Source organism: Nostoc sp., assembly GCF_036917615.1.
Lineage (GTDB): Bacteria > Cyanobacteriota > Cyanobacteriia > Cyanobacteriales > Nostocaceae > Nostoc.
Genome location: NZ_JBALCZ010000045.1, coordinates 34,420 through 57,649, shown reverse-complemented (window position 1 = coordinate 57,649; position 23,230 = coordinate 34,420). Strand labels below are relative to the sequence as shown.

17 protein-coding genes and 1 pseudogene are annotated in these 23,230 nt (G+C 42.7%); 10 read left to right on the top strand and 8 right to left on the bottom strand.

The window, feature by feature from the left end; all coding sequences use genetic code 11:
• Window positions 1-863 (bottom strand): annotated as a pseudogene (locus tag V7K85_RS15315) (hypothetical protein); the annotation flags it as partial.
• Window positions 864-963: 100 nt separating this feature from the next.
• On the opposite strand from V7K85_RS15315, the gene V7K85_RS15310 reads away from it, so the two are divergent.
• Window positions 964-1,107 (top strand): hypothetical protein, encoded by a 144-nt coding sequence (locus V7K85_RS15310; protein ID WP_334814492.1) that lies wholly within the window; start codon window positions 964-966, stop codon window positions 1,105-1,107.
• A gap of 384 nt (window positions 1,108-1,491) precedes the next feature.
• Here the strand turns inward: V7K85_RS15310 and V7K85_RS15305 are convergent, their stop codons facing one another.
• Window positions 1,492-2,670, bottom strand: coding sequence for a hypothetical protein (locus tag V7K85_RS15305; protein ID WP_334814491.1), 1,179 nt, complete (start codon window positions 2,668-2,670; stop codon window positions 1,492-1,494).
• A gap of 186 nt (window positions 2,671-2,856) precedes the next feature.
• Entirely contained in the window at window positions 2,857-3,378 is a 522-nt protein-coding gene (locus V7K85_RS15300; RefSeq protein ID WP_334814490.1) for a hypothetical protein, read from the bottom strand.
• A 220-nt stretch (window positions 3,379-3,598) separates the two neighbouring features.
• On the opposite strand from V7K85_RS15300, the gene nfi reads away from it, so the two are divergent.
• The 4 genes from nfi (at window position 3,599) to V7K85_RS15280 (ending at window position 8,383) form a co-directional block, all read left to right on the top strand.
• Window positions 3,599-4,264 (top strand): deoxyribonuclease V, encoded by a 666-nt coding sequence (nfi, locus tag V7K85_RS15295; protein WP_334814489.1) that lies wholly within the window; start codon window positions 3,599-3,601, stop codon window positions 4,262-4,264.
• 107 nt (window positions 4,265-4,371) lie between these two features.
• The gene (locus tag V7K85_RS15290; RefSeq protein WP_334814488.1) at window positions 4,372-4,881 is read left to right on the top strand and encodes an FHA domain-containing protein; all 510 of its coding nucleotides are present in this window, start codon (window positions 4,372-4,374) and stop codon (window positions 4,879-4,881) included.
• Window positions 4,882-5,041: 160 nt separating this feature from the next.
• The gene (locus V7K85_RS15285; RefSeq protein ID WP_334814487.1) at window positions 5,042-7,000 is read left to right on the top strand and encodes an FHA domain-containing protein; all 1,959 of its coding nucleotides are present in this window, start codon (window positions 5,042-5,044) and stop codon (window positions 6,998-7,000) included.
• 393 nt (window positions 7,001-7,393) lie between these two features.
• On the top strand, window positions 7,394-8,383 hold the full coding sequence (locus V7K85_RS15280) for a tetratricopeptide repeat protein (protein ID WP_442940590.1): 990 nt from the start codon (window positions 7,394-7,396) through the stop codon (window positions 8,381-8,383).
• Between the two features lie 223 nt (window positions 8,384-8,606).
• Here V7K85_RS15280 and V7K85_RS15275 read toward each other — a convergent pair whose 3' ends face one another.
• Entirely contained in the window at window positions 8,607-8,795 is a 189-nt protein-coding gene (locus V7K85_RS15275; RefSeq protein WP_334814486.1) for a hypothetical protein, read from the bottom strand.
• 337 nt (window positions 8,796-9,132) lie between these two features.
• On the opposite strand from V7K85_RS15275, the gene V7K85_RS15270 reads away from it, so the two are divergent.
• Both V7K85_RS15270 and V7K85_RS15265 read left to right on the top strand, forming a co-directional pair.
• A complete protein-coding gene (locus tag V7K85_RS15270) occupies window positions 9,133-11,913 on the top strand; it encodes a tetratricopeptide repeat protein (protein ID WP_334814485.1) in 2,781 nt (926 codons plus the stop codon).
• A gap of 383 nt (window positions 11,914-12,296) precedes the next feature.
• Window positions 12,297-14,189, top strand: coding sequence for a tetratricopeptide repeat protein (locus V7K85_RS15265; protein WP_334814484.1), 1,893 nt, complete (start codon window positions 12,297-12,299; stop codon window positions 14,187-14,189).
• Between the two features lie 119 nt (window positions 14,190-14,308).
• On the opposite strand, the gene V7K85_RS15260 is transcribed toward V7K85_RS15265, so the two are convergent.
• On the bottom strand, window positions 14,309-14,806 hold the full coding sequence (locus V7K85_RS15260) for a pentapeptide repeat-containing protein (RefSeq protein ID WP_334814483.1): 498 nt from the start codon (window positions 14,804-14,806) through the stop codon (window positions 14,309-14,311).
• 286 nt (window positions 14,807-15,092) lie between these two features.
• On the opposite strand from V7K85_RS15260, the gene gcvT reads away from it, so the two are divergent.
• The 3 genes from gcvT (at window position 15,093) to gcvP (ending at window position 19,896) form a co-directional block, all read left to right on the top strand.
• Window positions 15,093-16,229, top strand: a complete 1,137-nt coding sequence (gcvT, locus tag V7K85_RS15255; protein WP_334814482.1) for a glycine cleavage system aminomethyltransferase GcvT — start codon at window positions 15,093-15,095, stop codon at window positions 16,227-16,229.
• Between the two features lie 124 nt (window positions 16,230-16,353).
• Window positions 16,354-16,743 (top strand): glycine cleavage system protein GcvH, encoded by a 390-nt coding sequence (gene gcvH / locus V7K85_RS15250; protein WP_334814481.1) that lies wholly within the window; start codon window positions 16,354-16,356, stop codon window positions 16,741-16,743.
• A gap of 174 nt (window positions 16,744-16,917) precedes the next feature.
• Window positions 16,918-19,896: an aminomethyl-transferring glycine dehydrogenase gene (gcvP, locus tag V7K85_RS15245; protein WP_334814480.1), complete on the top strand. Its 2,979-nt coding sequence runs from the start codon at window positions 16,918-16,920 to the stop codon at window positions 19,894-19,896.
• A 199-nt stretch (window positions 19,897-20,095) separates the two neighbouring features.
• Here gcvP and V7K85_RS15240 read toward each other — a convergent pair whose 3' ends face one another.
• The 3 genes from V7K85_RS15240 to V7K85_RS15230 all read right to left on the bottom strand — a co-directional run bounded on the left by V7K85_RS15240 (window position 20,096) and on the right by V7K85_RS15230 (window position 22,922).
• Window positions 20,096-20,977, bottom strand: coding sequence for an SDR family oxidoreductase (locus V7K85_RS15240; RefSeq protein ID WP_334814479.1), 882 nt, complete (start codon window positions 20,975-20,977; stop codon window positions 20,096-20,098).
• A gap of 79 nt (window positions 20,978-21,056) precedes the next feature.
• Window positions 21,057-21,800: a tetratricopeptide repeat protein gene (locus V7K85_RS15235; protein WP_334814478.1), complete on the bottom strand. Its 744-nt coding sequence runs from the start codon at window positions 21,798-21,800 to the stop codon at window positions 21,057-21,059.
• Between the two features lie 267 nt (window positions 21,801-22,067).
• On the bottom strand, window positions 22,068-22,922 hold the full coding sequence (locus tag V7K85_RS15230; RefSeq protein WP_334814477.1) for a sulfurtransferase: 855 nt from the start codon (window positions 22,920-22,922) through the stop codon (window positions 22,068-22,070).
• Between the last annotated feature and the right edge of the window lie 308 nt (window positions 22,923-23,230).

Genomic DNA, 23,230 nt, shown 5'->3' with positions numbered 1-23,230 from the left:
GCTGTTGGCTCAACTTTGGGTGCTAATGGTATAGCTCTTGCGATCGCTGTTGGCTCAACTTTCGGTGCTGGTGGTATAGTTGCTCTTGCGATCGCAGTTGGCTCAACTTTGGGTACTGGTGGTATAGTTGCTCTTGCAATCGCTGTTGGCTCAACTTTGGGTGCTAATGGTATAGCTCTTGCGATCGCTGTTGGCTCAACTTTCGGTGCTGGTGGTATAGTTGCTCTTGCGATCGCTGTTGGCTCAACTTTCGGTGCTAATGGTATAGCTTTTGCAATCGCTGTTGGCTCAACTTTCGGTGCTGGTGGTATAGTTGCTCTTGCGATCGCAGTTGGCTTAACTTTGGGTACTGGTGGTATAGTTGCTCTTGCGATCGCTGTTGGCTGTGGTTTGAGTGCTGGTGGTATAGGTGGTATAGTTGCTTTTGCGATCGCTGTTGGCTCAACTTTGGGTTGTTGAGGAGATAGATTTGGTGATTCTGCTTTCTGCTGCCTTGGTTCTGGCCGGAATACCTCTGCTGAAGATAAGGCTGTTGAGTCAAAAGGACTCTTGTTAGAGGACTTATGTGTATCTGAATTAGCTGACTTCACAGCAGAAACAGGTTTTTTCGGTAAAGCTTTACCACCTGCAATTGAATCTTTAGTAGCCCGGAATGAGCTTTTTTGGGGTATGTGTGTTTCATTGGGATAAACTTCAACTACCTCAATTGGAATCTCTTGCTTAGGCTCAGGCGTAAATGCTGTGAGCCAATATTTGCTCCCTATCAGTAAAATACAGTGTAGGAGGATGGAACTAACTAAAGCTGGGAGCATATCCAGGGAGCGCACGCTCCGATAGCGCTGAAATTCCTGAGAAAAAGCCATGTTATTGTGCTTTTGCGTGATAGATAACAGCCTCAACAGTCTATTTACTGTCTTCTAATTTAGAGGATATCGCATCTGATTCCAGCAAAACAACGAGATATTGGATGATATCTTCTTTGAACTGCATCAAGCTGAAAATTCTCTGGATAAGATCATTTACGATGAGCCAGAAGATAGCTTAATTCCTGAGTTTGATCTGACGGACTCCTACCTTGAAAATCACCTGCACTTGAAAGACTTTTAATACATCGGCGCTAGGCCATTACCTCGATAGAGCTTTAAAATCTCCTCTTGTGTAGAACGACAGATTATTTGATAGATTAGGGATATAGGAATCCTATTTGAGATCCGAACAGGGTACATACTGATGCAACTTCGGAAAATCAAATTCTTGATGATTGATAAAAAACTTAAATAGCCATTTGACAACAGTAAAAGATTTGCATATCATCCAAAATTTTCTCAAGAAGTTTTTGCTCTGTAAACAAAAATCTTCTACAGGATTTTGCTCTTGAGCATTGTGTACAAATCGAAACTGTTGAAATATCGCATTTCATCAGGATAGGTGAAAATCAGAGCGATGTCTACGACGGGCTACGCCTACGCGCTGCTTTTTCTAGTTTAGCTTTCAGGGGCGATCGCTTTTTTTATTACTAATGGAATTTTTCTCAGCGTAGTTGAGATTTTTCTGATATTCTCTAATTTTTTGTTGAGCTACTACATAATTTTGGCTGGAAGATGGCACAGTTTTCATAAGTGCGATCGCACCTTCCCACTGACTCATAACTATCTTCCAATCATCTGAAGATTTTGCTAATTGAGTAAGGTTAGCTGCATTAATTGCTTTCCTTACTGCTTCTCGGAATGTATCGGTTTTCAGTAACACAGCCGGCGATTCTGAAGTCACTGGTGAGGGTGTAACTAATACAGACTTTGATGGGATTTGTATTGAAATTTTAGAGGTTATGGGAAATATTTCCACGGATTTTGAATAAAAGTATATTCCTACAGCAATTGAAAATATCAAAAAGATAAACAGCCAATTTTTATTTAAATTGCGAGATTTATATTGATTATTGATAATTATAGTTTTTTCATCATTTGATAAGATATTTGATTTCATTTTGTGTACACCCATTTTCCCACGCAATCTATTGAGTTGTTTATCTACCTTTAAATCAGTGTTAGATTTACTTGTATCTATTTTTTTATTCTCAGAATAAGCAGATATAATTCGGTGTCTTACCAAATATTCAATTTGATAAGTTAATGCCCCACTAGAAATATAGAACAGTCCCAATATTAATATTAAATTATTACTAATATTTTGCATTTGTGTATAGTATTCAATTGGTCTGGCGTAAATAGGATTAAATAAGGATAGGAGTATTATAGAAAACAAAGCTGTTATCAGTGTAGAAATTGCAATTACAAGCCAAGCATACAATCCTTCCCACCAACTCATTATTCCTGGTAATAATCCTTGTGTTTTACCTATTTCAGGTGCTTGAATTTCTGATAGAAACCTACTAATGAGCAAGTGTAAGCAGTGATGAGTAAAAGAAATTATAGGAATTGGAGATAGGAGTAACAGTATTGTAAATATAAAAAATAATTCCGGACTGTTGACAAAATAGGCGATACGGTAGCCTACCTTTCCAGTATTATTAACTACAAATATAATAACTCTCAAAAATAGAGCCAAAATCAATACTTTTAACCAAGAACTAGGATAAGGAAACCATAAAGTCCAGTAAAATTTTTGTAGCTTTTGCTTAGTAACATTCAGAATATTCGGCTGTGTCATAATCAATAAATGTAAAAAACTGATAAACTATCGTCTATCTTAGGATTCCCCATTTACACGATAAAGCAACATTTTCAAAAATTTTAAAGTTATATATTTAAAATTTAGATTAAATCTGTTACATTTATTACAAAAATACCGAATTTAGACTCTTTCTCTGCATCTCTGTGTAAAGGAAATTCAATCCTAACGTTCCTTTGTAATAACAGAACTACCATTACTAATACTTACTTTTTGAATAAAAACGTCAGTACAAGATGATAAAATATCAGTACTTATTTGATTAGCAATAAATTCAAAATCTTGGTTTGTTAATTCCTGTGCAGTATCGCCACTGAAGTTAATAGAAATAGTTAGAATTTGAGGATTACTAGAAGACTGTTCATCATCTACTCCTTCTATTTGAGCTTCTGCTATGCCCAAATCAAACTCTTTACTCCAAGCTGGAAACTCTTTACCTATTTGTTGTCCATAAACTTTCACTATTTCAACAGATACAGCCCCTAAAGCCGTTAACCCTTTACGGATAAATGCAACTAAAATTTGCTGATTTGGTACTTCAGCAGATTCTAGGATTACCTCTAAGCAAGCATCTTGGAAGGCAACTTTTGCAGTGATCCCTTTGGGGTATAGATGGCGGTTCATCAGAGATGCGATCGCCTGGGTATCTCCCTGTTTTGCAAGTTCCAGAATATTCGGCTGTGTCATAACCAGTAAAAGAGAAAATCTGGGAAAATAAACTTATATTCTCAGGGTTCCCTCTCGACAGCCTTAAGTAACATTCTCATGCAAGATATCAACTAACCAGGGTTAAAATATCTAGTATAAAGATAGTCTTTCATAGAGTTTTGCAAAAAATATATTTTGACTGCATCAATATCAAAAATTCCCAAGATTGATATCAATCAATTTAATTCCCCATTAAAACATGAAGATTTATCAAGATTATGCTTGGCCCTCAACGCTGGAGGAAGCCATAGTTATCCAAGAAAAGTTCCGAGATCAGGTAATTACTGAGGATCAACTGCAAGAACCTATCCAGTATGTTGCTGGAGTAGATATGGGTTTTGAAGCCGATGGAACAATTAGCCGTGCAGCTGTCGCAGTCCTGAGTTTTCCTGATTTGCAAGTAATTGAGACGAGCCTAGCACACCGTCCTACTTCCTTTCCCTACATTCCTGGTTTCCTCTCATTTCGGGAAATCCCAGCTGTTCTTGATGCTTTGGAGAAAATTAAAATAACACCAGATATCATCCTGTGTGATGGTCAAGGAATTGCCCATCCCCGCAGATTAGGTATAGCTAGCCATCTAGGGTTACTTATAGATATGCCAACAATTGGTGTAGCTAAGTCGTTGTTGGTAGGCAAGTATGAAGAATTGCCCCAAACCAAAGGCAGCACGCAACCACTGATATATAAGGGTGAAACCATTGGGGCAGTTTTACGCACACGCACCGGAGTAAAACCTCTGTACATCTCCAGTGGCCATCGAATTAGTTTACCTACAGCAATTGACTATGTATTACGCTGCACGCCAAAATATCGGCTGCCAGAGACTACACGCATTGCTGATAAATTAGCGTCAGCGAAATAAAGCTTATGGAAATTTTTTCTAAATACTTGCTTGCACTTACTCAATCGTGTTAGGAATCGCACAGAAAGAAGTTGAAGTAGCTAAATACGAGTTACGAAGTTAGAACAATGAACGCACTGACTTTACAGTGGCACGATGCAGGTCAAGATAGAACTCAGAACATTTACGAACAACAGCCAAGTCAAAATCCTGGCACTGTCCGCATCGGTCGCGATCCACTCCGGTGCGATATTGTTCTGAGTCACCCCACTGTCTCTGGTCTGCACGTTGAAATCTTTTTTCATCACCAGCAACAGCGCTTTTATATCAGGAATTTGCGATCGCAAAATCCCCCCATTGTCAATGGACAGCAATTAGTCCAAGGTGAAATGCCTTTAACTGAGGGTGCTAGTATCTGTTTGGGACAAATAAAACTCAAGGTTACTAGTATTTCCACGGGTAGCATTCCAGCAACAATTTTGCTGCCACCGCATCCACCAACACCCCCAGGAGTTTATGGCTTAGAATGCCCCAAATGTCATAAAGTTTCCCCAGGAGAAAATCTACAAATTGGCTGTCGTTGGTGTGGGACATCTTTGGCGGCGGCTGTGAGTGTGTTAGTAGCACCGAGTAGTTGATGAAGCAGGGGGAGCAGGGGGGGACAAGGGGACAAGGAGAATAACCATGCCCTGTTTGCCCAATACCCAATACTTCTCTACGAGAAGCTGCGCCCTAAGCGTAGCTATGCCGCAGGCTTTACGACTACGCTCAGTACAAGTGCCTAATGACTAATGACTAATGACTAATGACTTACAAATTAAATTGAGTTGGGAAGATCCAGCGACGGGAGAACGGCGAGAACCAATGTTGAGTATGCCGATCGCTTTTGGTCGAGAATTCGCTCGCTTACCTGCTGAACTCAGGGAAGTGCGGGTTTCTAGGATGCTGCTTAACAGTAACGAAGTTTCTCGCTACCATGCCCTAATTGACTGGGAACAAGACCATCTGGTGGTGATTGACCAAGGTAGCGTTAACGGTGTGTATGTCAATGGTCAACCACAAACGCGCAGTGTTCTAGCTAATGGCGATACGTTGCAAATGGGCCCCTATGTGATAATGGTGACATTTGCTGCTAGCGCCTCTGAACCAGATACCAGCCCCCCTTCAACGATTCACTTTAACGCAAATACCAATCTCCCAGACCCCAGATTGCCTGTAGTTCAGCCGCTAACGCCCTTGGCAAGTAATTTCCCGCCATTAGCGTTTGGGGCACAAAAAGTCGCTGTGCAAGCACTTCATGCTACGGGATTGCCAGTAGATGAATCCGATTATCTAGCGATCGGGGCGGGACTGGGTAGCTTTTTTTGGGCTGATTTGCTGCGAATTAGTGGTGTGCATGCTGAGAAGATTGTGGCTTTGGGATTAGAGGCGCAGCCTTATGCTCGTTACAAGCGCCTGTGTCTAAATTCGCAAATTCCCTTACATGAAAGACTGCGTTCTAATTCTGACTCTTGTCCTGATAATATTTGGGGCTGGCCAAGTTATGCCTTGCGTGAGGCTTGGCACGATTTCACCAAGGGACAGATGAAATCAGCATTCAAGTATTTGTGGCAAGTGTTTGCTGAACCAACATTTGCAGAAACTTATACTCCCCGTGCGGGTAATGTCTTTGATTCCATAGACCGGGAGGCGAAGCGCATTGGCTGGAATCAAATTTATCGCTATGGGCGAGTTAGGGTAATTCGCAAAACTGATGACGGCAGATATTGCGTAGCCTATTCTCGCGGCCCAGGAAATTATGCTTTTTTAGTTACTCGTTATTTACATTTAGCTACTGGGTATCCAGCAATTCAGTTTCTCCCAGATTTGCAAGCTTATAGGGAAAAATATCAAGATTTTAAATCTGTCGTCAATGCTTATGAAGCCCACGATCATGTTTATGAACAACTAGAGCAACAAGGTGGTACGGTATTGATTCGTGGACGGGGAATTGTGGCTTCGCGAATTGTGCAGCGGATTTATGAAGCGAGAAAACGAAATCGGAATATTGCAGTTTTGCATTTAATGCGATCGCCTAAACCCCAAGGCAACAAATTTCAAAATACCCAGCGCCTAGTCAAAAATCATTACGAATTTCAACCCTTTAACTGGCCAAAAGCTTGTTGGGGCGGCGAACTCCGGGCAATGTTAGAAAAAGCAAGTCCTGATGAACGCAAGCGTTTACTAGCAGACTGGGGTGGAACTACCACCGCCGACCGCCACGACTGGCAGCAAATTACTGCCCAAGGCATCAGCGAAGGTTGGTATCAAATTACCTTCGGAGAGGTTTTGGATGTAGAACGAGATGCCCAAAACCGGACTGTTACCCGTATCCGAGAGCAAAGCTTTGGGGAAATGAAGTTGCTAGCTGACTTTATTGTTGATGCTACTGGACTGGATGCCAAGGTAGATACTAATCCCCTCTTAGCAGATTTAGTGAAACATTACAACCTGCCAGTGAATCATCTTGGGCGATTGGCTGTAGCGAACAATTTTGAATTAGTAGAAATGCGTAGTGATAAAGGTCAAATGTATGGTGCTGGGGCTATTACTTTAGGTGGCCCTTATGCAGCAGTTGATAGTTTCTTGGGCTTGCAGTATGCCGCATTAGTCGCCATTGATGGACTCGCCGTCGCCCGTGCGCCTGAAGTTCAAAAGTTGAATCTTGTAAGTTCCTTTGGGCAGTGGTTGAAGTGGGTGTTAAATCGGTCACCTTAGTGTGAGGAGACAGGAGGCAGGAGGAATACAGTAGACCTCTTGCATAAATCAAAAATAAGAACCCCACCCCGCCAAAGCTACGCTTTGTCTCCCCTCCCCGCTTGCGGGGAGGGGTTGGGGGTGGGGTGTTAGGGACTTTTGCAAGAGGTCTAGTATTTAACTAGCTGTTTTGAGTACCAAATTCCAAATTTAAGATTCAAAGGCTCAACGTTCGAGTAAAAAGGTGCAACGTTTGAGTAAAAAGGCTCAACGTTCGAGCAAAAAGGTGCAACGTTCGAGCAAAAAGGTGCAACGTTCGAGCAAAAAGGCTCAACGTTCGAGTAAAAAGGCTCAACGTTCGAGCAAAAAGGCTCAACGTCGAGTCAAGGGCTTTATCAGCAAGCAGAACCTTGGTTGCAGCAGTGTGAAAAAGTCACTAAAAATCGTCTTGGTTTAGAACATCTCAATGTCGCGGCTAGCGTGAACAATCTGGCAACATTTTACCGTTCTACAGGACGCTACAACGAAGCTGAACCCCTGATGCAGCAAGTTTTGGCACTGGTCAAACGCCTACTGGGAGAAAACCATCCCCGTGTCGCCACTAGCCTGAACAATCTGGCAGAACTCTACCGTTGTACAGGACGCTACAATGAAGCTGAACCACTGTTTCAACAAGCTTTGGAACTGAAAAAACACCTACTGGGAGAAAACCATCCCCGTATCGCTACTATCCTAAACAATCTGGCAGAACTCTACCGTTGTACAGGATGCTACAACGAAGCTGAACCACTGTTTCAACAAGCTTTAGAACTGACAAAACGCTTACACGCAGACAACCATCCTGATGTTGCCACTAGCCTGAACAATCTGGCAGCACTCTACCGTTTTACAGGACGCTACAGTGAAGCCGAACCTTTGTATAAGCAAGCTTTAGAACTGACAAAACGCCTGCTGGGGGACAATCATCCTGATGTCGCCACTAGTCTGAACAATCTGGCAGAACTCTACTTTTCTACAGAACGCTACGACGAGGCTGAACCTTTGTTTCAACAAGCTTTGGAACTGAGAAAACACTTACTGGGAGACAACCATCCCGATGTCGCCACTAGCCTAAACAATCTCGCATTACTCTACCGTTCTACAGAACGCTACAGCGAAGCCGAACCCATGTTTCAGCAAGCTTTGGAACTGAGAAAACGCTTATTGGGAGAAAACCATCCCCATGTCGCCAATAGCCTGAACAATCTCGCATTACTTTACGGTTCTACAGGACGCTACAGCGAAGCCGAACCCCTGTTTCAGCAAGCTTTGGCAATTTCTGAGCAGACTTTAGGTATAGGTCATCCTACTACTATGAGGATTCGGGGAAATTATGCAAGCTTTTTAAAAGAAGCATATCGCTAACGATCGCACCCCTTCTCCCAAAATCACACCATAACCCTTCACTTATACAAATCTTTACCTAACTGCAAGCAATAATTGATGCCACACAACAGTTGTAGTTCAAATTTTAACAGCGATCGCCTCCAAATTGTAACCTCAAACAGCGATCGCTCCCTCTTAATCTCTTTCTCCGTGTCCTCTGCGCCTCTGCGGTTCGATTTTTATACTAATTGACAACGTGCAATTACCCTCTTATATCTAAAGTACAGTGAAAAATAGAGCGATCGCATAGCCATTTTGAGTACAAAACTCGAAACTTGAGGTTCAAAGGCTCAACTATCAGCCTCAAAGGCTCAATCGTCAGCCTCAAACGCTCAACTGTCAGCCTCAAAGGCTCAACGTTGAGGTTCAAACGCTCAACTGTCAACCTCAAAGGTTCAACATTGAGGTTCCGTAATCGCCACAATCATACTGGCAATTCCCCCAATCGACAATGAAGTTAAAATTGCAGCCGCGAGGATGATTTTAGTGAGACTGTATCCATCTCGCATCCAAGTAGATGGATTCTCTACCGATGTTGGCGAGGCGGGGATTAATTGCGAAGTTTGGGTGGTTTAATTGGAGTTGACTGGAGTTTTTAAGGCAGTTTTCACGGCTGGAACCTCTTCTAAATCTTTCTATGGAAATGGTATTTCTGCCAGAAGAAGAGGAGATTCCCTAGAAATGGGTAGAAATTAAGTAGAATCGAGAAGAAATCTCACAAGCTGTCTATGCAATGGGTTGATTTTCTAGCCAACGAAGCTGCTACTCATAACTTATCTCCAGAGCAAACGGCAGCTTTTGTAGAGCGTTTGAAGAATGAAAACTTAGGTAAGAGTCAGGTGAAACTTGCCAGCGAATTGAATATCAGTATTGGTGTTTTCAAAAAGCTGATGACTAAGGTGTATGACAAGTTTGCCCAGAGTTGTCCTGAGTTAGGGACTTCTAAGAGTCGGGGCAAACTAGAAAAGTTACGGGCTTACCTGAGCGCAAAATATAATCGCAGGCAAGACTTCGGCGTGAGCGCTACTTCTCTACAAGAGGCTGCGCCAACGGCAACGGCTCCATCGAGCGTACCCCTACGGGGAAGCAAGCTACGCGTAGCGTCTCGTAGAGAAGTCGAGATGCTCAGTACAAGTCAGTCGAACGCTGCCCACACCACAATAAAAGAAATTCATCAAAATATTCCCCCTGGTGTCCCATTGGAAAAATTTGTGGGACGTGAGGCGGAACTACAAAACCTGCACTCCTCATTACAAATATCTGGGCAAGTTGCCATTGTCGCTGGGGCGGGTATGGGTGGTGTAGGTAAAACTGAACTCGCTACCCAATACGCCAAACAGTATTTGCAGAATTATCAGGGTGGGGTTTGCTGGTTATCTGCACAGGGTATTGATGTCGGAATTCAGATTCTCAGATTTTTTGAATTAAAATTCAACATCATTGCACCGGACGATTGGGAATTAGCAGATAGGCTTCGATACTGCTGGGATAATTGGCAAGAAGGTGAAGTACTGCTGGTGTTTGATGATGTCAGCGACTACAAAAAACAGGTTCAGCCTTATCTCCCCCCAGAATCACCCCGGTTTAAAGTATTGCTGACAACGCGTCAGGAATTTGATATTATCCTGCCGCAATTACGTTTGGGTGTTCTCAAACCATTGGCGGCGATGAAATTATTAAAATCGCTAGTTGATAGGGAAGGACTTAAAAGCGAGGCTTGGGTTGCCAGAAGAATTTGTAAATTCTTGGGATATTTGCCTTTGGCATTAGAGTTAGTGGGGCGATATGTGGATACAATGCCAGATTTGTCTCTGGAAACACTGCTGAAGCAGCTAGAGAAAAAGCGACTGGAACACGAAGCAGTAGCCAAGGCTAACCCATTGATGTGTTATGAATATGGCGTTACTGAAGCTTTTGCATTGAGTTGGGAACAATTGGATGAGAATGCACAAAGCTTTGGCTGTTGGCTGAGTTTGTATGCCTTGGCTGACATTCCGTTATTTGTTGAGGCGATAGAAAATGACGATGAACAAGAATTCTGGGAAAAAGCTATAGCCCAGTTGCAGAAACTGCATCTAATACAATCGCAAAGTCAGGGAATTTATCGGTTACATCCACTGATTCGACAATTTTTCCAAATAAAGTTGGATGAGTCAAGTGAGGCAGATAAGGTAAAAACTGCCTTTGCAGCCATGATGTTAGAGGTGGCAAAGCAAATTCCTCAACAGCCTAACCCTGAAGATATTCTCAACTTCACTCTCGCTATCCCCCACATTGCAGAAATTGCAACCCATCTTTCCCAGTATCTCAGTGATGAGGATTTAAGTTGGCCTTTCACAGGCTTAGGCTGGTTTTATAACGGTCAAGGACTTTATCAGCAAGCAGAACCTTGGTACAAACTATGTATTGAGGTAGCTGAAAATCGTTTTGGTTTAGAACATCCCGATGTCGTCACTAGCCTGAACAATCTCGCAGGACTCTACATATCTACAGCACGGGACAGCGAAGCCGAACCCTTGTATCAGCAAGCTTTGGAACTGACTAAACGTTTACTGCCAGACAACCATCCCGATGTTCTCACTAGCCTGAATAATCTCGCAGGACTCTACAAATCTACAAGACGCTACAGCGAAGCCAAACCCTTGTTTGAGCAAGCTTTGGAATTGAGCAAACGCTTATTGGGAGACAACCATCCCGATGTCGTCACTAGCCTGAATAATCTCGCAGCACTCTATCATTCTATAGGACGCTACAGCGAAGCCGAACCCCTATATCAGCAAGCTTTGTCACTGAGAAAACGCTTACTGGGAGACAACCATCTCGATGTCGCTATTAGCCTGAACAATCTCGCAATACTCTACGAATCTACAGGACGTTACAGCAAAGCTGAACCCCTATATCAGCAAGCTTTGTCACTGAGAAAATGCTTACTGGGAGACAACCATCCCGATGTTGCAACTAGCCTGAACAATCTCGGAGAAGTCTACCGTTATACAGAACGCTACAGCGAAGCCGAACCCCTATATCAGCAAGCTTTAGAATTGAGAAAACGTTTACTGGGAGACAACCATCCCGATGTCGCCACTAGCTTGAACAATCTCGCAGAACTTTACCGTTATACAGAACGTTACAGCGAAGCCGAACCCCTATATCAGCAAGCTTTAGAATTGAGAAAACGTTTACTGGGAGACAACCATCCCGATGTCGCCACTAGCCTAAACAATCTTGCATTAGTCTACGGTTCTACAGAACGTTACAGCGAAGCCGAACCCCTGTATCAGCAAGCTTTAGAATTGAGAAAACGCTTACTAGGAGACAATCATCACCATGTCGCCAATAGCCTGAACAATCTGGCATTACTCTACAAATTTACAGGACGATACAGCGAAGCCAAACCCTTGTTTGAGCAAGCTTTGACAATTTCTGAACATACTTTAGGTGTAGCTCATCCCAATACAATGACAGTAAGGGGAAATTATGCAATCTTTTTAAGAGAAACATATCGCTAGCGATCGCCTCCAGCACACTACGCGATGTCTACGACGGGCGTAGCTGCTGCACCTTTCTACCAAGACTACACCATAACGCTTCGCTTGTGAAAATCTTTACCCAACTGCAAGCAATAATTGATGCCACACAACAGTTGTGATTTAAAGTTTAGGAGCGTAGACGCGCAGCGGCTTGCCGTTAGGCATCGCATAGCCATTTTGAGTACTAAAACTCGAAACTTGAGGTTCAAAGGCTCAACGTCGAGGTTCAAAGGCTCAAGTGGCGATGTCTAACCGCAACCACTGCTTTTAAATGTTTCTATGCAAATGGTATTTTTACCCGAAGACAGAAGCTTTCCAAATGGAGACAAAGTAGAATTAAAAATAAGTATCATAAGCCATTTATGCAATGGGTTAATTTTTTAGCCAAAGAAGCTGCTACTCATAGCTTATCTCTAAAGCAAACGGCAGCTTTTGTAAAATATTTTAATACTGAAAACTTAGATAAAAGTGAAGCTAAACTTGCCAAGAAATTAAACGTTGATGTTACTGCTTTCAGAAAGTTAATGCGTGAGGTATATGGCAAGTTCGCCCAGAATTATCCTGAATTAACTATTTCCAACAGTCGGGGCAAACTAGAAAAGTTACAAGTTTACCTGAGCGCTAAATATAATAGCGAATTGGATGTTCTCAAACCATTAGCGGCGATGAAATTATTAAAATCGCTAGTGGTTCGGGAACGACTGCGACAAGAAGCTTGGGTTGCCAGAAGAATTTGTAAATTTTTGGGATATTTACCTTTAGCGTTAGAGTTAGTGGGGCAATATCTGGATAAAATGCCAGATTTGTCTTTGGAAACACTGTTGAAGAAGCTAGAGAAAAAGCGACTGGAACATGAAGCAGTAGTCAATGCTAACTCATTGATGCCTTATGAATATGGTGTAGCTGAAGCTTTTGAATTGAGTTGGGAACAGCTCGATGAGAATGCACAAAGCTTTGGCTGTTTACTAAGTTTGTGTGCCTTAGCTGATATTCCCTTATCTGTTGAGACGACAGAAGATAAGAAAAAACAACAACTCAATGAAAAAGCCATAGCCGATTTACTGGAATTGCATTTGCTACAACAGAAAAGTAAAGGAATTTATCAGCTAAATCCACTGATTAGGCAACTTATCCAAATTAAGTTGGATAAGTCAAGTGAGGCGGATGAAGTAAAAACTAAATTTGCAGCGATGATGTTAGAGGTAGCAAAGCTAATTCCGCAACAGCCTAACCCTGAAGATATTCTTAACCTTACTCCACATATCCCGCACATTATAGAAGTTGCAACCCATCTATCCCAGTATCTAGGCAATGAAAATCTAATCACTCTGTTTACCAAATTAGCCTGGTTTTATCAAAGTCAAGGACTTTATCAGCAAGCAGAAACTTGGTTGCAACAGTGTATAGAACTGACTCAAAATCGTCTTGGTTTAGAACATTCCTATGTCGTTACTAGTCTGAACAAATTAGCAGGACTCTATGAATCTACAGGACGCTACAGCGAAGCCCAAGCCTTATATCAGCAAGTTTTAGAACTCAGAAAACGCCTGCTGGGAGGCAACCATCTCGATGTCGCCACTAGCCTAAACAATTTAGGATTACTCTACGAATCTACAGGACGCTACAAGGAAGCCGAACCCTTGCTTGAGCAAGCTTTAAAACTGAGAAAACGCTTGCTGGGAGAAGAACATACCGATGTTGCCACTAGCCTGAGCTATTTAGGATTACTCTACGAATCTACAGGACGCTATAGCGAAGCCGAACCTTTATATCAGCAAGCTTTAGAACTGTGGAAACGCCTAGTGGGAAAAGAACATCCCCATGTCGCCACTAGCCTGAACAATTTAGCAGCATTGTACTGTTATACAGGACGCTACAGCGAAGCCGAACCCTTGTTTAAGCAAGCTTTAGAACTGAGAAAACGCCTGCTGGGAGAAGAACATATTGATGTTGCCACTAGCCTGAACAATTTAGCACAACTCTACGAATCTACAGGACGATACAGCGAAGCCGAACCCTTGTATAAGCAAGCTTTAGAACTGAGTAAACGCCTGCTGGGAGACAACCATCCCGATGTTGCTATTAGTCTGAACAATCTAGCAGCACTCTACCGTCATAGAGGACGCCACAGGAAAGCCAAACCCTTGTTTGAGCAAGCTTTAACAATTTGTGAACGGACTTTAGGTGTAAGTCATCCAACTACTATGACGGTTCGGGCAAATTATGCAAACTTTTTAAGAGAAGCATATCACTAGCGATCGCTGCACTTGATTCGTAATTAGTAATACTCGCCAAGGCGCGAGAAGCAAGCTACGTAATTCGTAATTAGTTAAAATAATATCCCCCTCTCCAGCAGCGAAGAAGGGGTGAAAGTCTACTTACATCCTAAAGACTTGCGAGTATCCACAGCAGTTTTAGAATTCACACCACTTGCCTTAACACAAAGTTTTTTCACTTGCGTCCCATCTAAAATTGCATTCGTAAAATCAGCACCAGTGATATCTACGCCATCAAAAGTAGAACGCAGCATCATTGCATCGGTCAATACAGCATCACTTAAATCAGCATCCTTAAACCTTGTTAGATAGGCTATGCCTTCACTAAAATCAGCACCATGCAGATTTACTCCCTCCAATAGGGTACCGTTAAACACGCCACCACGTAAGTCAGCATTGCTAAAATTAGCATTCTCTAATTTTAGATTGGTAAACTCAGTGCCAATTAAACTTTGACCAGAGTAATCCTTGCCCTTAAGTTCATCATTACCCACAGAACGGGTAATACTGGAAGAACTTGCAGCTTGCGCCGATAGGGGAAACAAAAAAAGAACCATAGCTAAGACAAAGCTAGCTAGTAGTCGCCAATATTTCATAATCTCTTCTTAATAAATCTCAACACTTCCACCATTAACTATTAAACCTCACTGAAGAGAACAAGGGGGACAAGAGGACAAGGGGACAAGGGGACAAGGAAAATAACCATGCCCTGTTTGGCCAATACTTCTCTACGAGAGGCTGCGCCCTAAGCGTAGCTATGCCGCAGGCTTTACGGCTTCGCTCAATACAAGTGCCTAATGCCCCAATTCAATACACAAGACTGTAAAACCAGAAAGCATCTCGTAGGATGATAGATGTTGAGGTGCGATCGCAAAATTACCTGTGGCTAATCAAGAAGACAACGCCCAATCTCTGGCGCGAACCCCTTTATATCAACTGGGTGTAGAACTCAAAGCCCGCCTTACCAGCTTTGGCGGCTGGGAAATGCCTGTGCAATTTAGTGGCATTAGCCGCGAACACGAGGCTGTAAGAAATACAGCCGGAATGTTCGATATTTCCCACATGGGCAAATTTACCCTCCAAGGTAAAAACCTGATTTCCCAACTCCAGCCTCTAGTGCCTTCAGACTTGAGTCGTTTGCAAGCTGGTCAAGCACAATACACCGTATTGTTAAATCCCCAAGCCGGAATTATTGACGACATCATTGTCTATTATCAAGGTGAAGATGCCACTGCTATACAGAGGGCATTTATCATAGTCAATGCGGCAACCTCCAGTAAAGATAAAGCATGGCTATTGCAACACCTTGACCTGGATAAAGTGCAATTCCAAGACCTTTCACCAGAAAAAGCCTTAATCGCCGTGCAAGGGCCAAAAGCGATTAAATATCTCCAGCCATTAGTGCAAGAAGATTTACAAACAATCAAAGCCTTCGGACATCTAGAAGCCACGCTACTAGGTAAACCTGCCTTCCTGGCCCGCACAGGTTACACCGGAGAAGATGGCTTTGAGGTGATGGTAGATCCGGATGTGGGAGTAGAATTGTGGCGAAGTCTCCATAATGCTGGTGTTATCCCCTGTGGACTCGGTGCAAGAGATACCCTGCGGCTAGAAGCGGCGATGGCACTTTATGGTCAAGATATCGATGACACCACCACACCATTAGAAGCAGGATTGGGGTGGCTAGTTCACTTAGATACCAAAGGCGATTTTATTGGTCGGGAAGTTTTAGCACAGCAAAAAGCTGCGGGAGTGCAACGCCGATTGGTAGGTTTGCAAACTCAGGGACGGAACATTGCCCGTCACGGTTACCAAGTATTATCCACAGGTAAAATTGTGGGAGAAGTTACCAGTGGCACTCTATCACCCACACTTGGTTATCCCATTGCCTTAGCTTACGTTCCCACCCAGTTAGCAACTGTCACTCAGCAACTAGAAGTCGAAATTCGTGGCAAAGCTTATCCAGCAGTTGTAGTTAAACGTCCCTTTTATCGGTCAAAAAATCGTGTCGCCAACTGATAAGGGCGAGGTTTTTGAGGAATAATGTGTTGTGAGTTACTCAATCTACAGTAAGGTTCATTACCAGATATAGCTTGGATGACTATTGGGGCAATAATTTTTTTGATAAGGGAGAGGAAGTGATATGTCTTTTGAATATCCTCAAGATTTCAGATACCTGGATTCTCATGAATACGTGCGAATAGATGGTGAAATTGCCACCATTGGCATTACTGAATTTGCCGTGCATGAATTGGGTGATATCGTCTTTTTGGAACTGCCAGAAATTGGCGATGCTCTTAGCAGAGGAGAAAACTTTGGCACAATTGAATCAGTGAAAGCAGTTGAAGAACTGAATTCACCAGTAACAGGCACAGTTATAGAACGCAATGAAGCCTTAATTAATTCTCCCGAACAAGTAACAGAAGACCCCTACGGGGAAGGGTGGTTTTTGAAAGTGCGCGTCAATGACCCTGGCGAAGTTGAGGATGCCTTAACAGCGGATGAGTATCGCGCCCAGGTAGAAGGGGACTAGGGAATGGAGGATGAGGGGGACAAGGGGGACAAGGTAAAATTTTCTCCCTTGTCTCCCCCATCTCCTATTCCACCTAAAGATAAGTCATGAAATTTAGATGATCAGAAAAATTACACTTACTTCTCATGAGTATTTGTTGCAAAATATTAAATAGTACCATCTGGAGAGTAATTTGTGGTATCACACGCCCCTATTCTCAAATCTAATGAGCAGCAAGTGCTGGACCAAAGAGGTCAAAAGTTAAGTAGTTTTGCGCCAAGACACATTGGCCCTAACTCCGATGACATCCAGCAAATGCTTAAAGTTTTGGGGTTTCCCAGCCTGGATGCCCTAATCGACCAAACAGTCCCACAGGCAATTCGGCTGAACGAACCGCTAAAGTTATTAGAAGCAGAAAGTGAGTACGCAGCACTGGCATGGTTAAAAAAAGTTGCTGCCAAAAATCAGGTTTTCCGCTCATACATTGGTATGGGATATTACGACAGTATTACCCCACCTGTGATTGGGCGTAACATCCTAGAAAACCCCGGTTGGTATACTGCCTATACTCCTTATCAGCCAGAAATTGCCCAAGGGCGATTGGAAGCGCTGCTGAATTTTCAAACCCTGATTATCGACTTAACAGGTTTGGAAATCGCTAATGCCTCGTTACTTGATGAAGCCACAGCCGCAGCTGAAGCGATGAGCCTAAGCTATGGTGTTTGTAAAAATCAGGCAAATGCCTATTTTGTCTCTGGTGACTGCCATCCCCAAACTATTAACGTGTTGCAAACACGTGCTAAACCATTGGGGATTAAGATTATTATCGGCGATCATCAAACATTTGATTTTGATCAACCAATTTTTGGGGCTGTTCTGCAATACCCTGCAAGTGATGGCACCATTTACTACTACCGCGCTTTTATAGAAAAAGCCCATGCTAAGGGTGCATTGGTGACGGTAGCAGCAGATCCTTTAAGTTTAACTTTGCTGACCCCTCCTGGGGAATTTGGCGCTGATATTGCAGTAGGCAGCACTCAGCGGTTCGGTATTCCCTTGGGGTTTGGGGGACCTCATGCGGCATACTTTGCTACGAAGGAAGACTATAAACGGCTGGTTCCAGGGCGAATTGTGGGAGTATCAAAAGATGCCCAAGGTAAGCCGGCATTGCGTCTCGCCTTGCAAACCCGTGAACAGCACATCCGCCGCGAAAAAGCTACTAGTAATATTTGTACAGCACAGGTGCTACTGGCCGTAATGGCGAGTATGTACGCCGTCTATCATGGCCCAGATGGACTTAAGACAATAGCTCAGAGGATACATTCCCTGACTTTGATTTTGGCAGAGTGGTTGCAGCGACTAGATTACAGCATCAGTTCCAAACCTTTCTTTGATACGCTGCGGGTGGAGTTAGGAACTAAACCTCTGCAAGAAATTCTACAAGCTGCTGAAGCCCGTCAAATTAATCTGCGTATTTTTGATACATCTACTGTTGGTATCTCGCTGGACGAGACTACCACATTGGATGATGTGCGAGATATATGCCAGATTTTTGCAGGGACAGATGAGCTAAGGTTTGTTTTGAATGTCCAAGAGATGGAATGGATAATTCACCAATCAGGTTTAAGCGGTGAACCATTTAGCCGTCAAAGCACTTATCTCACCCATCCTGTATTTAACCGCTATCACTCAGAAACTGAGTTGTTGCGCTATCTGCACAAGCTAGAAAGCAAGGACTTGTCACTAACGACATCAATGATTCCCTTGGGTTCTTGCACAATGAAGTTGAATGCGACAGCTGAGATGATTCCAGTAACTTGGGAGGAATTTGGCAAGATTCATCCATTTGCCCCTGCGTCGCAAACGCAAGGTTATCAAATTCTGTTTGAGCAACTTGAGACATGGCTAGCTGAAATTACCGGGTTTGCCGGAATTTCTCTGCAACCAAATGCTGGTTCTCAGGGCGAGTATGCTGGACTTTTAGTAATTCGTCAGTATCACGAAAGCCGTGGGCAAAAACACCGCAATGTCTGTTTGATTCCCACCTCAGCACACGGGACAAACCCAGCTAGTGCGGTGATGTGCGGGATGAAGGTGGTGGCAGTTGCCTGTGACTTACAAGGTAATATTGACGTTGATGACCTGAAAGCGAAGGCAGAAAAACACAGCAATGAACTAGCCGCTTTAATGGTGACATATCCCTCTACTCACGGTGTCTTTGAGGAGTCAATTCAGGAAATCTGTGCTGTTGTCCATAGTCACGGTGGACAAGTTTACATGGATGGGGCAAATATGAACGCCCAAGTAGGGATTTGCCGTCCTGGAGATATTGGCGCGGATGTCTGTCACTTGAATCTACATAAAACTTTCTGTATTCCTCACGGTGGCGGTGGCCCAGGTATCGGGCCCATTGGCGTCGCTTCTCATCTTGTGCCATTTTTGCCTGGACATACTGTAGTAGGGACTGGGGACTTGGGACTGGGGACTAGGAAAGAAGAAATTCCCAATCCCGAATCCCCAATCCCCAGTAACCAGCATATTGGTGCGGTTGCTGCTGCGCCTTGGGGTAGCGCTAGTATCTTGGTGATTTCTTGGATGTACATCGCCATGATGGGTACAGCTGGTTTAACTCAAGCAACTAAGGTGGCGATTCTCAACGCTAACTACATCGCTAAGAGACTGGAATCTTACTATCCGGTTTTGTATCAGGGCAAAAATGGTCTAGTTGCCCATGAATGTATTTTAGATTTGCGATCGCTCAAAAAATCGGCTGCGATCGAAATCGATGATGTTGCCAAGCGTCTGATGGATTATGGTTTCCATGCGCCGACTGTCTCTTGGCCCGTAGCAGGTACAATCATGGTAGAACCTACAGAAAGTGAATCTAAACAAGAGTTAGATCGTTTTTGCGATGCGTTGATTTCTATTCGCCAAGAAATTGCTGAGATTGAATTAGGCAAGGTGGATGCCCAAGATAATGTTTTGAAGAATGCACCCCACACTGCCGAAAGTCTCATCACCGGAGAATGGCATCATCTTTATTCTCGCGAACAAGCTGCCTATCCTGCGCCTTGGACTCGTGAGTATAAATTCTGGCCGGCTGTTGGTCGCATTGATGCAACCTTTGGCGACAGGAATTTTGTTTGTTCTTGTCTGCCAATGGATGCTTATTAAACTGAAGTGAAGAGTTAGGAGTCATTCAATTTTGGATTTTAGATTTTAGATTTTTTCTTCAATCCCTTCGGCTTGGTGCAGTCACTCATGGGGGAAACCCCCTTCTCTACGAGACGCCAAGGGCGAACGCGTAGCGTCTCGTAGAGAAGACCGCGCTGCTTCACCAAAATCCAAAATTCAAAATCTAAAATTGACAGAGTTAGGAGTTAGGAATTAAAACTCCTAATTCCAATTCTTTTCGTAAAGATAAAGGCTGATACCCCAATGCAAAAGCTTTGGAACTATCTAAAGAAACATCTGCTGGTCTAGGTGCTGCCATTTTCACATCTTGTTGTCGGCAGGCTTTTAGTCCAGTAGCGGGAAGTTGAAATACTTCCACTAGTAGCTGTCCAAAATCATAGCGAGAAATTCGCTCTTTGCCACCTAAGTGAATGATGCCGTTAACTTTTTCCAATGCTAATAAAAGTCCTTTGGCAGCAGTTGTTCCACTTACTGGTGTACGGAATTCATCGATAAATAAACTTAGTTCTTTTTCGGCTTTTAAAGTTTGAATAAATGGCTGAATAAAGCTTTTAGCTGTGGGTGTTGCTGTACCAAACATCAATGGCATTCGACACACTGCTGTCAGGGGATATCTTTCTAGCATACCTGCTTCGGCGATCGCTTTTTGCTCACCGTAAAGATTGACAGGACACACGCTATCTGTTTCTCGATAGGGGGCATTTAAACCATCAAAAACTAAGTCGCTTGAGGTAAAAGCACAAGGAATAAAATTATCTGCACAAAGTCCGGCAAGATTACAGGATGCTGTGACGTTAATTGCGTGCGATTCTTCCGGATGAGTTTGACAAAAATTTGGTTGCGAATGTGCAGCAGTATGAATTACTGCTGCTGGTTTGACATCACTAAATATGCGCTGCAATTCCTGAAAATCTGTTAAGTTCGCTTTTAAGATTTTGATGCCAGGAATCTCTAAAGGATGGGAAAAATAAGTGCCATAAACTTCCCATTCTTTTTTTGCAAGCTGGTAAAGATGCCATCCCAAAAAACCACTTATTCCGGTAATTAACAATTTTTTCATGTCTAATCGGAAACTGCTCAATAAAAAAGTCTTTGTTATAGCAAGCTTATATTTTACACTGAGTGGTGGTGAAAAAATCCTATTGAAGTAATTCCTGAAACTGCTTTTCACTACGCACTTTGCTAAAGTCTGAGTCAGTTTTTGCTAACTTCTTGTATTTATCAGGAACAAGCTCGATTGCTTTATCTAAATTCTCAATTGCTAATTCGAGATTGCTTTGTAAAGCATAACAGCAAGCTTTGTTGTAATATGCTTGGTGCAAATCTGGCTTGATGGTGATCGCTCTATCATAAGATGTAATAGCATCGTGGTAGCGGTGCAGCTTTGTCAGAGCAATGCCTCGGTTAATTAAAGCTTCATATTTATCGGGTTGGATAGCGATCGCTTTGTCGTAAGATGCAATAGCCTCTTTGTAGCGTTGCAACGATGTTAGGGCTATGCCACGATTATACCAAGCTTCATATTTGTCGGGCTTAATAGCGATCGCTCTATCATAAGATGCAAGAGCCTCTTTGTCGCGTTGCAACGATGTTAAGCCTATGCCACGGTTAATCCAAGCTTCAGGATTCTCAACTTTGATAGCGATCGCTTTGTCGTATGCTTTTATTGCATCTTCGTAACGTTGTCCATCTAATAAATTATTACCTTGATGAAAGAAATCTTCAGCTTTTTGCGTAGCCTTCGCTTCTATCAAAAGTTGGGTTACATTACTTTCTTGCACAACTTGTGTAGTATTTTCTGTCGATGAGTTTGCCCCACCCCTACAGCCAAATGCACAGAAAGCTATCAAGCCAGATGCAACTAAGCAGCGCCGAAAAACCATGCTGTACCTACAAAACTTATCAGATGATGTGAAAATTTGTGCGTTTTTTGAGTATTATCAAAATACACTAGTTTTTACACATTAATTTACTTATATTTTGAGAAATAACTTTGTTGACACTGCATAAAAGCTTCTTAAAATCAAGCGGATGTTACATTATTATATTAAATAGACATAAAGCAATTGCTTAGATTTCCCTTTTAATGAACAAAGGTGCGATCGTTAACTATCTGAAGCTTACACGCTGATAGCAACCTCCTGCCTTATTCACATTACTCTGCTATCAATGGGTAATGAAAAGTCGCGAGACCATTCATTCCAAGACCCAAAATAATTTCTGGCGGAAATTCCTGCCATTTGCAGAGCAATCAGAGTATTCGCCGCCCTAGAACCTTTAAAACAGTAAACGTATACAATAGAATCGGAAGTAATACCTACAGATTGACAAATTTCTAAGATTTCCGCTTTTGAGCGGAACATGGAGATTTCCGATTCAGATGTCATCATCCGATGCCATTCTAACCATACAGCGTTAGGGATTCTACCTTTGCGAGGACAAAAATCAGCAGCATAGGGAGAAGAACTCAGCCCAAGCCATTCGTTGCGATCGCGCACATCTAATTTAATAATTGCTGGATTGTCAATTGCTTGCAACATCTCGGCGGTAGTAACCATCATGTCAGCGTTGGAATGCAATCTAAATATGCTGCTTTCACGTAATGGTACTTCATCGGTAGTAGGTAATCCCTCTGTCACCCATGCTCTATATCCTCCGTGTAAGATAGATACCTGAGCGCAACCCAAATACTTCAGTAAGAAAGCTGCTCGACAAGATTGCCCATAACCTTTATTTAAAGTATCTTCATAAACAATTAACCATTCTGCACCAGATATTCCTACCCTGCTCATAATTTCTGCAAAATACTCTTGTAATTTCTTTAATCCTGCTGGGTAAGAATTCTCTAAAAGATAGGTGAAAAAATCTCTAATATTTATGGATTGAGGAATATGAGAAATACCATAATCTTCTTGACTTCGCGTATCGATGATGACAGACTGTGAGGATTTTTCTGCTAACAGAGACGTGAGTTCTTGAGGAGAAATGAGGAGTTTTATATTCACGCTTTCATGCTTCTGTTATCGTACCATTAAGCATTATCGCTCTTGGTCGATTTACATTTTGGAATGCAAATTACAGAATAATGAATGTTGAATGTTATGAGAAAGCTTTTGTAGCTATGTTGTTTTAAAACTGACCAAATAAATTCAGTAAAATTAATGGTTAAAGATTCCCTCATCCCCCTCTTAAAAAGTGGTGCTAGTTTCCCCTATTTACCCCCTTAAAAAGGGGGTTGCCGTAGGCGGGGGGATTTTATTTGAAAAGTATTGGGCGTTATACCCTAATATCATCTCCGTCTAATTAATTATCA

Coding starts and splice junctions, on each gene's coding strand:
- V7K85_RS15305 (WP_334814491.1), bottom strand. CDS start 2,670: ATGACACAGCCGAATATTCTGAATGTTACTAAGCAAAAGCTACAAAAA.
- V7K85_RS15300 (WP_334814490.1), bottom strand. CDS start 3,378: ATGACACAGCCGAATATTCTGGAACTTGCAAAACAGGGAGATACCCAG.
- nfi (WP_334814489.1), top strand. CDS start 3,599: ATGAAGATTTATCAAGATTATGCTTGGCCCTCAACGCTGGAGGAAGCC.
- V7K85_RS15290 (WP_334814488.1), top strand. CDS start 4,372: ATGAACGCACTGACTTTACAGTGGCACGATGCAGGTCAAGATAGAACT.
- V7K85_RS15285 (WP_334814487.1), top strand. CDS start 5,042: ATGACTAATGACTTACAAATTAAATTGAGTTGGGAAGATCCAGCGACG.
- V7K85_RS15270 (WP_334814485.1), top strand. CDS start 9,133: ATGCAATGGGTTGATTTTCTAGCCAACGAAGCTGCTACTCATAACTTA.
- V7K85_RS15265 (WP_334814484.1), top strand. CDS start 12,297: ATGCAATGGGTTAATTTTTTAGCCAAAGAAGCTGCTACTCATAGCTTA.
- V7K85_RS15260 (WP_334814483.1), bottom strand. CDS start 14,806: ATGAAATATTGGCGACTACTAGCTAGCTTTGTCTTAGCTATGGTTCTT.
- gcvH (WP_334814481.1), top strand. CDS start 16,354: ATGTCTTTTGAATATCCTCAAGATTTCAGATACCTGGATTCTCATGAA.
- V7K85_RS15240 (WP_334814479.1), bottom strand. CDS start 20,977: ATGAAAAAATTGTTAATTACCGGAATAAGTGGTTTTTTGGGATGGCAT.
- V7K85_RS15235 (WP_334814478.1), bottom strand. CDS start 21,800: ATGGTTTTTCGGCGCTGCTTAGTTGCATCTGGCTTGATAGCTTTCTGT.